Here is a 13,812-nt window from a genome sequence, read left to right on the forward strand (position 1 = left end):
TCGAGACGATCGAACCAACCCCGGACCGTTCAATGAAAATCATCGCTGCCGACATCTACGTGGTGCCCACAGGCAATCGCCGGGCCGTGCTGCTTAATCTTGAAACCGATGCCGGCATCAGCGGTATTGGCGAGGCAGGCGTCGCCTATGGCATGGGCTCAACGGCGGCAGCCGAGCTGCTGAGGACCACAGTCGAGCGGTTCGTCATTGGCCGTGATCCTTCACCGGTCGAGCGAATATGGAGCGACATATACGATCACAGCTTCTGGACCAAAGGCGGCGGGGCCCTGAGCACCTCTGCCCTGAGCGCGATCGACCACGCTTTGTGGGATATCAAGGGCAAGACCCTTGGTGTACCTGTTCATTCGCTGCTGGGCGGGCCATTTGCAGACAGCCTAGAGGTCTACGCCAATGGCTGGTGGCTCGATTGCCATACCGGCGATGAATACGCCGAGGCTGCCCTCAAGATGGTGGATCGGGGATACACCGCACTCAAACTCTATCCCCTCGGAATGCCGGATCCGGTGACCGTGGTGCGGCATCCGGTTCGCCGTGCCTTGACGCCCGACGCGCTTGAGCACGTGGTGGAGCGCATCGAGGTATTGCGCCATCGACTGGGCGACGGCGTAGAACTGCTTCTCGATTTCGGGGGCGGTCTGACCATGGACCAGCTGCGGCGGCTGCTTGCGCGCATAGAACCGTTCCATCCCGGCTTTGTTGAAGAGCCCGTCGATCCGGCCATTCCGCAAGCCATGTCGGCGGTGCGTCAGATGACCTCGATCCCCTTGGCCGCCGGGGAGCGCGTCTATACTCGCTACGGTTTTCATGAGCTGCTGCAATCGAACGCGGTCGACATCATCCAGCCCGATGTCTGCAATACCGGCGGTCTTTCCGAGGCTAAAAAAATCTCGGCCATGGCGGAGATCTACAATGTCCGGGTCGCGCCGCACAATTACGGCAGCACGCTGGCAACTGCGGTCTCCGCGCAGCTTTGCGCGGCGATTCCGAATTTCATGGTGCTCGAGTGTTTTCCCGATCATCATCTGGAGCCTGGCTACACGTCCGTCTTGCTCAATCCCCTGGAAGATACCCTCATTAGTGGCCGCTTGCCGGTCCCTGAAGCGCCGGGGCTTGGCGTCGAATTGTCACTCGAGACCATCGCCCCGCATCGTTGGGCGCGGGTTACCTCTGCTGAACCCGAGACGACCCACAGCGGTGGGGTCCTCACCGCTAAGGGAGGCGGCATCAGCTAGGTCTGACGCCTGATAACAGTATTGCCGCCACTGCCAGAGCAAAACGTTTGCCCCGCGCGGATAGGGTGCGCGTTTGCACACAAAATACCCCAATCGCCATTTCAGGTTTCTCTCTGATCATCCTTCCAGCGGTCAGTGCTGAGCAGTGGTCTTGCCCCCTGAACCCGGATCATTTTCGCTGGAGCAGGGTGTCTGGTGGGCCCATACCTAGGGAAATGACGGGATCGGACGTCGTCGCTCCCCGAAAAAGAGGAGCAACTCCACTTCCTTCGCCGCTTCCAAGCGGGCGGCACCAGCCTTCGCGAACCTCCGGAGGAGGTTTGCGAGCGCAGGAAATCCTTGGGAGCGATGCTCGAATGGCGGAAAGGCCGTTTCCCCAGACATTCGATCCCGCAAAGGCCGACCAAAGATCGGCCGCCATGGGTGCCTCAGCCCTTCATCAGTTCCTTGATGCCGCCGATAAACGTTTCATCGTCCTGCGCCTTCCGGTCCTCCAGCAGGGCGTGTGCATCCGGACCTGCGCGGAAGCGGAGGCGGTCGCCGCTCTCATTGGCGGCCTCCCAGATTACCCCGGCGATGACATCGGGAGAAGATGGGTCGGCGGCCAGCTTGGCGAACAGGCGCCCCATCGCCGCTGCCATGGGATCGTAGTCCGGCAGGTTTTCGTCCCTTGCAAAATCAAAGGAGCGGCCGCCGAAATCCGTTCTGACCATGCCCGGCTCAATGATCCGCACCCGGATGCCGAGCGGCTCCAACTCGTAATGCAGCGCCTCGGACAGGCCTTCCACGGCGAACTTGGTGCCGTGATAGAGCGTGCCAAGCGGGAAGGTTATCTGTCCGCCGATGGACGAGATATTGATGATCGTGCCGGATCGGTTTGCCCGCATGTGCGGCAGAATAGCCTTGGTCACCTCCAGGAGGCCGATCACGTTGGTGTCGAACTGGCGGCGTATCCGGTCCACCGAAAACGCCTCAAGGGGCCCGTACGCGCCGTATCCGGCGTTGTTCAGAAGAACGTCGATCTGGCCGAAGCGGTCGATGCCGGCAGCGACCGCGTCCGCAATGGACCCTGCGTCCGTGACATCGAGTCGGGTGACAAGAACGTTGTCCAGCGCACCAAGGTCGCCGCCAGCTGCGGTGTCGCGCATCGTGGCGACTACGTTCCAGCCCTCGGCCTGAAAGCGTTTGGCGGTGGCCTTGCCGATGCCCGAAGAGGCGCCCGTGATCAGGATGGTGTTCATGTGCGTCTCCTCACGCGTTCAGGTCGAGCATCTGCTCGATGCCGAAATTCGTCATGACAGTGCGGGTTACGTCGTGCAACACGTCGTTGTAGCGTTCGATCTGTGGGCCGACGCCCGTATGATCGACAACCGTGCGGAAGGGTTTGCGGCGGTAGGGCAGGTCCAGCAGCGCCACAACCGCCTCGGCAATCCGCTCGGGCCGCTGCGCCGGGGTGGCGTCCAACATCTGGGCAAGCCCGGCCGCCGACATCGCCGGCACCTGTGCGAAATCGCCATAGCCAACCTCGCGCTGGGGATCGCTCGGCGCGATCATTCCCTCGAAAAAGGCCGTTGGCATCGCGCCGGGTTCGATGATGCAGGATTCGATGCCGAAGCCCGAGAGCTCCGTCCGATAGCATTCGACGATGGCTTCCAACGCCCATTTGGAAGCGGAATAGGTGCCGTAAAAGGGTGTGGCGATCCGGCCGATCAGACTGGATGTGTAAAGGATGGTGCCGCGCCCTTGCTTGCGGAAGTGGGGCAGGGCCACCCGCATCACCCGTTGAACCCCCGTGACGTTGACATCGAAGACATGCGCCATGTCTTCGGGCGACATCAGTTCCTGGATGCCGTAGGAGCCGATCCCTGCATTGTTGAAAAGCACCTCCATACCGCCGAGCGCGGCAATGGCTTCGGTGACGCCCCGCTCCGTGCTGTCCGTGTCGGTCACGTCCATCTCGACTATCCGCGCGCCGGCGGCCTCAAGCGCGGCGACCGCGTCCGCATTCCGGCCGCTGCGGCTGCGCACGCTGCCCGCAACCTCATGCCCGCGCTCCAGTAGCGCCAGTGCCGTGGGTTTGCCGAGTCCCCCTGCAATCCCGGTGATCAAGACCTTTGCCATGTCCGTCCTCCTTGCGTTTCTGTTCGACGAACCTAATTCGGAGGCTGAGATCATTCTTTCATGATTTCCCGAATTTCTTGCCTGATCCTCCAAACTACGCCATTTTTGCACAAACACATGGATGCACTGTGCTAGAACCGTTGCAAGGAGAAAGCCATGGCCAGCGAAACCCTCTTGCATCACGTAGCGGCGTTGCTCGACCGGGAAGGACCGACAGAGGGCGCGCTTGCGCATGCGCCCAGCGGCATGCATTTTCTGCGGCATTCGACTCCGACCGGGCAGGACGCGACCGTCTACCGCCCGCTTCTCTGCCTCGTCCTGCAGGGTGCCAAGGAGGTTGGCACAAGCAAGCGGACCCTGCGCGTCGCGGATGGGCAGTCGCTCATCGTGAGCCACGCGCTGCCAGTCATCTCGCGCATCACCCAGGCCGCGCCGGACAGGCCCTATGTCGCGGTTGTGTTCCCTATCGATCTCGACCTTTTGCGGGGGATGGCCGCGGACGTGCCGCCCGGCGGAAGCTGGAGCACACAAGACACGTTCTCGATTTCCCTTTGCCCGACCGACCTCGAAGTGGAAGAGGCGCTCTCGCGTTATCTGCGGCAATGCGAAAACGACGAGGCGCGCCGCCTGCTGGCGCCAATCACGGCGCGGGAAATCCATGCCCGGCTGCTTCTGGGCTCTCATGCCGAACCCCTTCGAAGGCTCCTTTGGCATGACAGCACGGCCAGCCGAATTTTTCGGGTCACGCGGGACATCCAGTCGGACCTCGCACGCCCGATCGCCGTCGGAGACCTTGCGGAAAAGGCAGGCATGAGCAGTTCCGCGTTTTTCGAGCACTTCAAGTCGGTCACCGGCACGTCACCACTGCAATATCAGAAGGACTTGCGGCTCCTGCGCGCCCGCGAAACCCTGCGAAATACGAACGAGAAGGTCTCCAAGGTCGCGTTCGAGGTCGGATATGAGAGTTCAGCCCAATTCTCGAGGGAATACGCCCGCAAATTCGGTTTGCCGCCAAGGCAGGACCGCGCACTTCAGGCTGCGGAATAGTCGTCGGTCAACCGCAGCTCGGTTTCGACAGCAGGCATTTCTTGGGCGGCAGTTGAATCGGCTTGGTTGAGCTTTGCAAGTCGTTGAAAGTTGAATTCGAGGGTAGTCCCGTTCACTTTGCCCGTGTTCTGTTGAGGAATCGATCGGCACCAGGGAGAAGGCCCCGATATGCTGACAGTCCTGTTTCGCGTCTGGGCCCTGTTGTTCGGCATGATCCTGATCATGATCGGGAACGGCATGCAGTCGACCCTGATCGGTGTGCGTGGCGGGATCGAGGGCTTCTCCACCTTCGAGTTGTCGGTGATATCCTCCGCCTATTTCGCCGGTTTTCTGATCGGTTCGCGCGTTGCCTCCAAGCTGATCCGCGAAGTGGGGCATGTGCGGGTCTTTGCGGCGCTCGGCTCATTCATGTCGGCGGGTCTGATCGCATTCCCGATCGTGCTCGAGCCCTGGGCCTGGGTGCTGATCCGGCTGCTGCTGGGGTTCTGCCTTTCCGGTGTCTATGTGTCGGCGGAGAGCTGGCTCAATGACAAGGCCACCAACAAGACCCGCGGCACCATCCTTTCAGCCTATATGCTGGCTCAGACGGTGGGGCTGGTGAGTGCGCAGGTGCTGGTGGGCATCTCGCCGGTCGATACCTTTGCCGCCTTTGCCCTGGCCTCAATCCTGGTGTCGGTCTCTTTTGCCCCGATCCTGCTCTCGGCCAGCCCGGCGCCCGTGATCGCCAATGTGAAACCGATGAGCCTCAAGCGGCTGTTCGATACCTCTCCACTGGCAACGGTGGGGATGGTGTTGCTGGGGGGCGTTCTGGCCGCCCAGTTCGGCATGGCGGCTGTCTATGGCAGCGTGATCGGGCTCTCGGTCACCGGCATCACGACATTCATCGCCGCGATCTTTGTGGGGTCGGTTGTCTTCCAGATCCCGGTTGGCTGGCTTTCCGACATTTTCGACCGTCGGCTGCTCATTCTCGGGGTCGCGCTGATGGGCGGGTTTGCCTGCCTGTTGCCATGGATTGCCGGGCCAAGCTACCCGGTGCTGCTGATCACCGGATTCGTGATGGGCGGCATGGCAACCCCGCTCTATTCGCTGCTCGTGGCCTACACCAATGACTATCTCGAGCTTGACGACATGCCGGCAGCGGCAGGTGGGATCCTGTTCATCTACGGGGTTGGCGCGATCATCGGCCCTCTGGTGATCGGGCAGATGATGGATCTGATCGGCGCCAATGGCTTCTGGCTGTTTCTCTCGGGCGCGTTTCTGGCGATGGCCGCGTGGTGCGCTTTCCGCATGCGGGTCAGCGATGCACCGAGCATGGAAGAGGCGGGGGACTATGTGTCGCTGTCGCCCACGGCTTCCCAGGTGGCGGTGACGGCCGTGACCGAATGGAGCGCCGAGCACGATGCCCAGTCCGACGATGGCGAAGACGCCAATGCCGAGGCGGACGATACCGAAGAACAGAACAACAGAACAACAAGGCCTAGGCCATGTCGTTCAGAACACCGGTGAGCTTGGCCGCAGCCGCGTTCAGAGCCTCTTCATCAAAGCCGGCATAACCGAGCAGCAGTCCTTGAGGAGGCTCGGGCAGGCTGGCATGGGACGACAGTGCCCTCAGGCCAAGCCCTTGAGCGCGTGCGGCGAGTTGAATATCGAGATCGGATACCCGTTCGCGAAGCGGAGACAGGAGCGGCAGGCAAAGATGCATGCCGGAGGGATCGGGACGGATCTCGAGCATCCCGGCCGCGCCGGAAAGGGCTTCAACAAGGCATTTCTGGCGCTTCGCGTAGGTGCGGCGCATGCGCCGGAGGTGGGCAGCAAACTCGCCGCTTTGCATGAAAGACGCCAGGGCGGGTTGCGGCACAAGGGACGCACGCAGGCCGACCATTGAGAGGTAATCCCTAACCGCGCCGGCAAAGTGCTGGGGAACGACGAGATAGCCCAGCCGGAGTGCCGGGCTCAGCAATTTCGAATAGCTGCCGATGTAGGCCGTGCGCAACAAACCATCGAGGCCCGACAGGGAGGGCAGGGGCTGGCCCTCGTAACGAAATTCACTGTCGTAATCATCCTCGATCACCAGCGCGTCGTCGCGCTCTGCCCGTTCCAGCAGTTCGAGACGCCGGCCCAGTGGCATGGCGATGCCGGTCGGGTAATGCCGGGACGGGGTGACGATGACTGCTGCCGGACGTGACGGGATCATCGCCGGATCGAGCCCTTGCTGATCGATGCGAACGGGATTTGCAGTGCAACCGGCGCGTTCGACGGCGCGGCGCATGCTGGCCCAGCCGGGATCCTCGACAACCACCGGCCGCGCCTTGTCGATAAGGGCGTTGCAGATGATATCGAAGGCCTCCCAGGCACCGCTGGTGACAATGATCTGCTCGGGCGATGCTTCGAGACCACGCCAGGCCGAGAGATGAGCGCTGATCGCCTCGCGAAGCGGTCGCCAACCAAATGCATCCGCCTTGTTAAGAAGCGCCGCCTCAGGATCGCGCCAGGCGCGTTCGAGATGCCGGGCCCAGTGCTTGTGCGGAAACAGGGACTGGTCCGACAAATCCGTTTGGAACGGTGCCCATGGTCGCTGTTTGCCGGCGGGATTTCCGGCCGGAGCCGTTTCCCTGGGGGCAGGGCGCACGAGGTGCGGCAAATGGTCGGAAACAAAGGTGCCCGCGCCCCGCCGCGCTGCCAGATAGCCCTCGGCCATGAGCTGGTCATAGGCGCTGGTCACGGTCATGCGGGAAACGGAGAGCTCGGCCGCAAGCGCCCGGCTAGAGGGCAGGCGCAGCCCGGAGACTCCCTCAAGCTCCCCCAGCATGGCGCGCAGCCGATCAATCAACTGGACGTGCAGCGGGGTGGACGCGCCGCGATCCAGGGTCAGCCCGAAGAGTGCCGCATCGAAATTGGACTGATGTTTTTGTCTGCTACTGGCCATGCAAATATAGCCAATACCGGTTTACAGGCAGGGCATCAAGACGGCATGCAAGGATGATCGACATGAACGAAACCCTGCCCATCACCGAACGGTCGCGCCTCCGCCGGTCGCACGAACGCGGCCAATTCGACCGCGAGACGGTCAATGCCATTCTTGATGCACAACCCATGTGCAGCGTGGGTTATGTCATTGACGGCAAACCCTATGTGACACCGACCCTGCAATGGCGCGAAGGCAATCATGTCTATTGGCACGGGTCGTCGGCAAGCCGCGCGCTGCGCAACCAGAAGGAGGCGGATGTCTGCCTGACGGTGGCCATACTCGACGGTTTCGTTCTGGCACGCTCGGGCATGCACCATTCGGTGAACTCCCGTTCTGTGATGCTGTTCGGCAAGGCGTTCAAGATCGAAGACCCTGCGGAGAAGCACGCAAAGCTGGGGCGGTTCGTCAATTCCCTCTTCCCGGGTCGATATGAGATGCTGCGCGCCGAGCATCAACAGGACCTCAAGGCTACCACGCTACTGGGCATGGAGATTACCGAGGGCAGCGCCAAGGCCCGGGCTGGCGGCCCCAATGACGAAGAAACGGATTACGACCTGCCGATCTGGGCGGGCGTCGTGCCGGTGCGCATGGAAGTTGGTGAGCCCGTTCCTGACCCGCGCAACCGGCCGGAGGTCGAAATGCCTGAGCATGTCCGGGCATACCGCTTTGGTTGATTGCGATCAGGCGCGGATGTGATGGCTGCGCAAAAGCGGCGCCGAGGGGATCGACAGCGTTCGCCAGGTTGAGATTGCATTGGGAATCGTCGCCGTGGCCAGCGCTGCCAGGATCACGGCGGCGATCAGACCCGGATGCGAGGAAAAGGCGACATCAAGCTCACGTTGGGCGATGACAAAGGCCGCACCGATCCCCAGCCCCGCTGCCACAAAGGCGGCGAAAAGAAACATCAGGCTGGTTTCGATGATCTGGGCTGCAACGATCTCGCCCCGGGTCGCGCCCAGGGCTTTTTGGATGATGGCGTCGGTCCGGCGCTTTTTGTGGCCGGCTGTCATGGTGCCGATCAGCACGAACAGTCCGTTGGCGACCGCCAGACTTCCGACCAGGTTGACCGCCAGCCCGAGTTGGCCAAACACGGCAGCGAGGCGATTCAGGGCGTCCCCGATGGGTATGAAGGACACTGTGGGGAAGGTGCGGGCGAGAGTGCGTTCGACATCCTTTTCCTGCCCGCCGGCAGCGCGGATCGTGCCGAGATAGGTCGAGGGATAGAACTCGACATCCCCGGGGGACAGGGCAATCAGGAAATCGGTGCCCTGCAGCCAGTCATAATCGCGGAAGCTGGTAATCCTGGCCTCGATCAGTTCCCCGAACAGCCGAATGGTCATCGTGTCGCCCACTGACAAGCCGAGATCGGCCTGCAGGGAAGAATGCAGCGAGACAAGCGGTTCGCCGAAATAGTCTTCGGGCCACCATTCGCCATCGGTGATCTCGGAGCCGTCCGGCAGGTCGCGGAGCCAGGTCACAGGGATTTCGCCGGAAAGGAGCTGCTCGGCCTGCGCTGTCGAGCCGCTCATGCCTTCGCTGGGCTCGCCATTGATCGCGGTTACCGCGCCGCGCAACATGGGGCTCCAGCGGAAGGCCGTGATCTGCGGATCATCCTGGGTGAGCGTTTCAAGCGCCTCAACTTCGTCGTCGAACAGGTCGGTCGCCACGAAGGTTGGTGCGTTGCCCCGGAACGCGCCTGTGAGCTGTTCGTAAAGATTGCTTTCGAGCAGGACCACGACCACCAGCATGGCGATGCCGAGCCCGACCACATTGACGACGACGAGGGCCGTCGAACCCGGCCCGTGAATATTGCGCAGAGCGTGACGTAGGACGCGCAGCCTGAGTGGAGGCAGGGATTTGAGCCCGGCCTTCAGGACAACCCCGGAAAAGCGCAGCGCGACAAGCGCAAGTCCCACGCCGAGAGCAGCGAACGTCACCAGCATCAAATCGTTCGACGCGGCAACGGCGAGCGCGAAGATGCCGGCGGCCACCAGAAGGATCGGAATGAAAATCATCGGCCGGAGGACAAACCGCCAGTCCGAGGAGAAGCCTGAAGGGTCGACCGAGCGGAACAACAGGGCGGGGCTGACCTGCTGGGCCCGCATCAGCGGCACGTAGCAGTATCCAAAACCGGTGAGCACGCCGAAGCCGAGGGCCACAAGGAGCGGCGCCGGGTCGATATGCGGGCGCAGTTCGACGCTGAGCGCGCTGCCCACAAGGGGCAGCAGCAATTGCGACACCAGCACACCGATCAAAATGCCGAGGCACACCCCGATCAGGGTCAGAATACCGATCTGGATGAGGTAGTGCGCCAGCACCCGGCCCTTGGTGGCGCCGAGGCTGCGCAAGACCGCAATCGAAGTCCGGCGCTCGTTGATATAGGCGGTGATGCTGTTGGAGATGCCGACCCCGCCAACCAACAGGGAGGCGAGCCCGACAATCGGCAGGAAATGCGCGAAGAGATCGTAATAGCGCACCAGATTGCCCGCGGCGTCGCGCGGGGACCGCACGGTCATGACGGGATCGGTGAATTCTTCAAGAACGGCGCGCTTGGCGGTCTCGAAGTCGAGCTCGTCGAGCAGGATCTTGTAACGATGCCGGTTCACAAGGCCGGGGAGGGGTGGATTGTACTCGCCCAGTCCTTCGAACCCTTCCACCGAAATCAGTGTCAGAACGCCCAGCCTGAACCCGCGCGCCGCGGCATCCGGGATCGACGACACCACGCCGCGGATTTCGAAAGGCGTGCCGGAGATATCGAAACGCCCGCCAATCTCGAGATCCAGCCAGTCGAGCAGCAAAGGATCGACCAGTGCGCCGAATGCCCCGTCGCGGAACGCCAGGAAAGCGGTGCGGTCGGCATCGGGACCGAGTTGCGGGCTGACGATCGATCCAGCGAGGGGGTAAGTGTCCCCAGTCGCCAGCACGTCGACCAGTGCGGAGTTGCCGCCGGACTTGGCGTGGCCGTTGGTGTCAACGACATGGGCAACGGCGCCGAGTGAATTGAGATAGTCGAGTTCCCCCGGCTCGGCGCTTCGCCCGGCCCAGGAGACCTCAAGATCGCCGCCCATCAGCACGGCGGCGTTGTCTTCCACGGCCTGTTGCAGGCTGGACCCCACAGAACCGACAGCGGCAATGACGCTGGTGCCGAGCGCCAGATAGACGATGAACACGGCAAATCGGCGCAGATCGCCGCGCAGGTCGGCAACCGCCAGCCGTGACCATCGCAGAAAGCGCGTCACGACTGATCCTCTCCGGCGATCGGGGTGAGATGTCCCCGATCCATACCGAGGCGACGGTCTGCCCTGAGTGCCAGCGCCGGGTCATGAGTGATCAGGACCATCGCGGTCTTCTGTTTGCGGGTGACGGAAAACATCAGCTCCCCGATCCGCGTTGCCGTATCCTGGTCGAGGCTGCCTGTGGGCTCGTCCGCCAGCAACAGTCGCGGTTCGGTGACCATGGCCCGCGCAAGGCCCACCCGCTGCTGTTCACCACCTGACAGGGCGCCGGGCAGATGGGTCAGCCGGTCCTTGAGGCCGACTTCCTCGAGCATGGCCGCAGCCGCTTCACGGGCCTGGCGCAGCGGCATTTCGGGCCGCGCGATCTCGAGGGCAAGCCCGACATTGTCGAGCGCAGTAAGGGAGGGAACCAGGTGGAAGTGCTGAAAGATGATACCAATATTTTCGCGGCGATAGACTGCAAGGTTGTCTTCGTTCAAAGCCCGAAGATCATGTCCGGCAACTTCGACCTTGCCACCGGTCGCCCGTTCGAGGCCCGCCAGAACCATCAAAAGCGAGGTCTTGCCGCTGCCCGAAGGACCGACAATCGCAACGGCTTCGCTGGGGCCAAGGCTCAGATTGATGTCCTTGAGGACATGAAGCGGCTCGCCCCCAAGAGACAGAACCAGGTTGGCGTCTTGGGTGTCGATGATCAGTCCGGACATAGAATTCGATTGGGCCTGTGTGTCTCTAGGCGGAATGTGCTGCGTATCGCGTTTACGAGCGCCACGGCTGCAGTCCGCGAAGAATAAGGGACCAAACAGACCGGTTACGCAAGGCAGGGACCGGTCCGGGAACGAGATGTCCACGCGATTGTGCATAGTTAGGCCTTGAAATCCGGGCCCGCGTTGTGCGCAATGCGCTCGCGGCTATACTTGAACGGCTCACAGGGTAAGGGAAGGCGCGCATACCTATGGGGACTTCATCAACTAATCCGGTGACGCTGGGGCGCACCATTCGGGCTGCGGCGGTTGCTGCAGCGGCTCTTGCCCTGCCGATTTCGGCAGATGCAGGCGAACGGGAAATGAGCCTGCTCGAATCCTATGTCGGCGAGTGGGACGGCACGGCCAAACTTCTCGGCGGCGACGAGCCGGAAGATTTCACCTGCCGCATGACAATCACCGAGGCACGAACACCCAAGATCTATTATGTCGGGCGGTGCACATTGGTCGGCCTCAATCTGACCGTCAGCGGTGCCATCGGGTTCAACGACAACACCCGTCGCTATGAAGGCGTAATGTCCTCAAACACTGCGTTTTCCGGGATTGCGCTGGGCCGCATCCGTGGCAGCTCGATCGTTTTCGACTTCGAGGAACGTCAACCCGGAGATCAGGACGACGAAGTGGCCATCGATGCCCAGATCACGCTCAAGGGCGAGACGGTGACCGTTGATTTCTCGATCGCGTTCTCGGATTCCGGCGAGACACTGACCACTTCGGTGCCGTTCGGCCGTCGCGGATAAGACCCTACCAGGCGATATCCTTGCCATCGAGCGCGGCCAGCAATTTGCGGTCGTGCTCGTAAATATCTGCGCGGAACTGGGGCACGCCGTCCTCGACCCATGCCGTCAAATAGGCGATGTGGACCGGGATCGGCTGCTCGAGTGACACGACGGTCCGTTCGCCCGATGCAAGCACCGAATCGATTCGGTTACGATCCCAACCGGGCACACCGCCGACCGCGAGCACCTGTTGCGCCAGATCGAGGGGCCGCTGCAGTCTCACGCAGCCGTGACTGAAGGCCCGTTCAGAGCGGGAGAACAATGAACGGGACGGGGTATCGTGCAGATAGACATTGTGGGGGTTGGGGAACATCAGCTTGACCCGGCCAAGCGCATTGTTGGCGCCCGGACGCTGCCGGATCTGGAACGGGAAATTGCCCGGCCCGAACTGGCGCCAGTCGATCGACCGCAAATCGTAGACCTGGTCACCTGACACCGCCTCGAAACCCTGGCTGGCGAGACGCGCGGGATTGGCGCGCAGCTCTTGGAGCTGTTCGTCGAGCGCAATCGAGGACGGCACGTTCCAATAGGGATTGAACTCGAGATAGCGGATGCGGTCGCTGAAGACCGGCGTCCGGCTGTAGGGCTTGCCGACAACGACATTCATGCGTTCTTCGACGACGTCGTTGCGCACGCGCTTGAGTTCGAAACCGGCAATATTCACAAAGACATACTGAGCGCCGAGATCCTCCGGCATCCATCGCCAGCGTTCCATCGCCACTTCGATGGAGGCAATGCGGTCATCGATGGTGACATTCAGGGCACCGACGGTCGCCGGTCCGACCGCACCATCGACATCAAGACCGTGCTCTGCCTGAAACTTTTCGACGGCGGCGACCAGCGCCTCGTCATAAACGGTTTCAGTCCCCGGTTCGGCGAGCAGCAGCAGTGGGTCCCTGACTCCCAGCCTCGCCCGCAGGTCGGCGACACGCGGGTCGTCCATCCCGGGTTTGAGCGTTTCGCCGAAGGGCATGGCGGGCCAACCGCCTGACGCGCGCAATTGCCGGAAACCCGCCAGGGCATTGCGGAGATCTCGATACTCCTCGGCTGAAGGCTGCATCCCGGCGAAAAAGGCATCCATGTCCGTCGCCGTCATTGCCGCATTCAGCGCGGCGACCTGATCAATCGAACGCTTCTGAAGGAAGAAGTTCGGGTCGATGCGGCTGGGCAGAAACCTGCCGACATGCAGGTCTGAGGCGTATTCCAGCATGGCGGCAGAGAGATGCAATTCTATGACGGCCTGTCCGCGCAGGTCGGCGCGAGGTGCGGCATCGACAAGCGCCTGCAACTGACCAGAAGGATAGTCGCCCGGCCGCAAGCCATCGATTTCAGCGCGGCTGAGCCGGTCGACCAGACCCTGGCCGCGTGTGGTTCCCAACCAGATGAACCGGGTATCCTGAGCCGAATAGAACTCGAGCAGGGATTCGCGCCGCTGCTGGACCGGCAGGGGGAGGCGCGGCTCGTTCTCCAACAGATCGATGAGGTTCAGGCGCACGACCGCCAGATCGCGCGGATCGCTGGCGGTCTGGGCGCGGGCGTCAGCGGCCAGCATGCCAAGAATCCAGCCGGCAATGACCAGAACGCCCACAAGCAGGCGGGGCAAACAGATCGGCAGATTGAGGAAAGGAATGCGCATCCCGTTGGTCC

11 protein-coding genes are annotated in these 13,812 nt (G+C 62.3%); 5 read left to right on the plus strand and 6 right to left on the minus strand.

Annotation, left to right across the window (positions count from 1 at the left end):
- Nucleotides 1-32 precede the first annotated feature (32 nt).
- Complete coding sequence (locus G489_RS18550) at nt 33-1,253, plus strand: mandelate racemase/muconate lactonizing enzyme family protein (protein ID WP_081691319.1); 1,221 nt, start codon at nt 33-35, stop codon at nt 1,251-1,253.
- A 428-nt stretch (nt 1,254-1,681) separates the two neighbouring features.
- Here the strand turns inward: G489_RS18550 and G489_RS0100770 are convergent, their stop codons facing one another.
- Nucleotides 1,682-2,494 carry an SDR family oxidoreductase gene (locus G489_RS0100770; RefSeq protein ID WP_029039899.1) on the minus strand — a complete coding sequence of 271 codons (813 nt, stop codon included), beginning with the start codon at nt 2,492-2,494 and terminating at the stop codon, nt 1,682-1,684.
- A 10-nt stretch (nt 2,495-2,504) separates the two neighbouring features.
- Nucleotides 2,505-3,374: an SDR family NAD(P)-dependent oxidoreductase gene (locus G489_RS0100775; protein WP_029039900.1), complete on the minus strand. Its 870-nt coding sequence runs from the start codon at nt 3,372-3,374 to the stop codon at nt 2,505-2,507.
- Between the two features lie 156 nt (nt 3,375-3,530).
- Here G489_RS0100775 and G489_RS0100780 point away from each other — a divergent pair, with 156 nt between their 5' ends.
- Together G489_RS0100780 and G489_RS18555 are read left to right on the plus strand one after the other, a co-directional pair.
- Nucleotides 3,531-4,421 carry an AraC family transcriptional regulator gene (locus G489_RS0100780; RefSeq protein ID WP_029039901.1) on the plus strand — a complete coding sequence of 297 codons (891 nt, stop codon included), beginning with the start codon at nt 3,531-3,533 and terminating at the stop codon, nt 4,419-4,421.
- A 168-nt stretch (nt 4,422-4,589) separates the two neighbouring features.
- Nucleotides 4,590-5,927 carry an MFS transporter gene (locus G489_RS18555; RefSeq protein ID WP_051332171.1) on the plus strand — a complete coding sequence of 446 codons (1,338 nt, stop codon included), beginning with the start codon at nt 4,590-4,592 and terminating at the stop codon, nt 5,925-5,927.
- Here G489_RS18555 and pdxR read toward each other — a convergent pair.
- A complete protein-coding gene (gene pdxR / locus G489_RS0100795; RefSeq protein ID WP_029039902.1) occupies nt 5,899-7,347 on the minus strand; it encodes a MocR-like pyridoxine biosynthesis transcription factor PdxR in 1,449 nt (482 codons plus the stop codon). The genes G489_RS18555 and pdxR overlap by 29 nt on opposite strands.
- Nucleotides 7,348-7,409: 62 nt before the next feature.
- Between pdxR and G489_RS0100800 the strand changes: the two genes are divergently transcribed.
- On the plus strand, nt 7,410-8,063 hold the full coding sequence (locus tag G489_RS0100800; protein WP_029039903.1) for a pyridoxamine 5'-phosphate oxidase family protein: 654 nt from the start codon (nt 7,410-7,412) through the stop codon (nt 8,061-8,063).
- 6 nt (nt 8,064-8,069) lie between these two features.
- Here the strand turns inward: G489_RS0100800 and G489_RS0100805 are convergent, their stop codons facing one another.
- Nucleotides 8,070-10,628 carry an ABC transporter permease gene (locus G489_RS0100805; protein WP_029039904.1) on the minus strand — a complete coding sequence of 853 codons (2,559 nt, stop codon included), beginning with the start codon at nt 10,626-10,628 and terminating at the stop codon, nt 8,070-8,072.
- A complete protein-coding gene (locus G489_RS0100810) occupies nt 10,625-11,329 on the minus strand; it encodes an ABC transporter ATP-binding protein (RefSeq protein ID WP_029039905.1) in 705 nt (234 codons plus the stop codon). Before G489_RS0100810 ends, G489_RS0100805 begins: the two co-directional genes overlap by 4 nt.
- Nucleotides 11,330-11,577: 248 nt before the next feature.
- Between G489_RS0100810 and G489_RS0100815 the strand changes: the two genes are divergently transcribed.
- Nucleotides 11,578-12,126: a hypothetical protein gene (locus G489_RS0100815; protein WP_155889272.1), complete on the plus strand. Its 549-nt coding sequence runs from the start codon at nt 11,578-11,580 to the stop codon at nt 12,124-12,126.
- Between the two features lie 4 nt (nt 12,127-12,130).
- Here the strand turns inward: G489_RS0100815 and G489_RS18560 are convergent, their stop codons facing one another.
- Entirely contained in the window at nt 12,131-13,801 is a 1,671-nt protein-coding gene (locus G489_RS18560) for a L,D-transpeptidase family protein (protein ID WP_051332172.1), read from the minus strand.
- Nucleotides 13,802-13,812: the final 11 nt, after the last annotated feature.

Source organism: Cucumibacter marinus DSM 18995 (genome assembly GCF_000429865.1).
Lineage (GTDB): Bacteria > Pseudomonadota > Alphaproteobacteria > Rhizobiales > Devosiaceae > Cucumibacter > Cucumibacter marinus.

What these genes read in the sequence shown, in the direction of transcription:
- G489_RS0100810 (WP_029039905.1), bottom strand. Translation starts at nt 11,329, where the DNA reads ATGTCCGGACTGATCATCGACACCCAAGACGCCAACCTGGTTCTGTCT.
- G489_RS18550 (WP_081691319.1), top strand. Translation starts at nt 33, where the DNA reads ATGAAAATCATCGCTGCCGACATCTACGTGGTGCCCACAGGCAATCGC.
- pdxR (WP_029039902.1), bottom strand. Translation starts at nt 7,347, where the DNA reads ATGGCCAGTAGCAGACAAAAACATCAGTCCAATTTCGATGCGGCACTC.
- G489_RS0100775 (WP_029039900.1), bottom strand. Translation starts at nt 3,374, where the DNA reads ATGGCAAAGGTCTTGATCACCGGGATTGCAGGGGGACTCGGCAAACCC.
- G489_RS18560 (WP_051332172.1), bottom strand. Translation starts at nt 13,801, where the DNA reads ATGCGCATTCCTTTCCTCAATCTGCCGATCTGTTTGCCCCGCCTGCTT.
- G489_RS0100815 (WP_155889272.1), top strand. Translation starts at nt 11,578, where the DNA reads ATGGGGACTTCATCAACTAATCCGGTGACGCTGGGGCGCACCATTCGG.
- G489_RS0100770 (WP_029039899.1), bottom strand. Translation starts at nt 2,494, where the DNA reads ATGAACACCATCCTGATCACGGGCGCCTCTTCGGGCATCGGCAAGGCC.
- G489_RS18555 (WP_051332171.1), top strand. Translation starts at nt 4,590, where the DNA reads ATGCTGACAGTCCTGTTTCGCGTCTGGGCCCTGTTGTTCGGCATGATC.
- G489_RS0100800 (WP_029039903.1), top strand. Translation starts at nt 7,410, where the DNA reads ATGAACGAAACCCTGCCCATCACCGAACGGTCGCGCCTCCGCCGGTCG.
- G489_RS0100780 (WP_029039901.1), top strand. Translation starts at nt 3,531, where the DNA reads ATGGCCAGCGAAACCCTCTTGCATCACGTAGCGGCGTTGCTCGACCGG.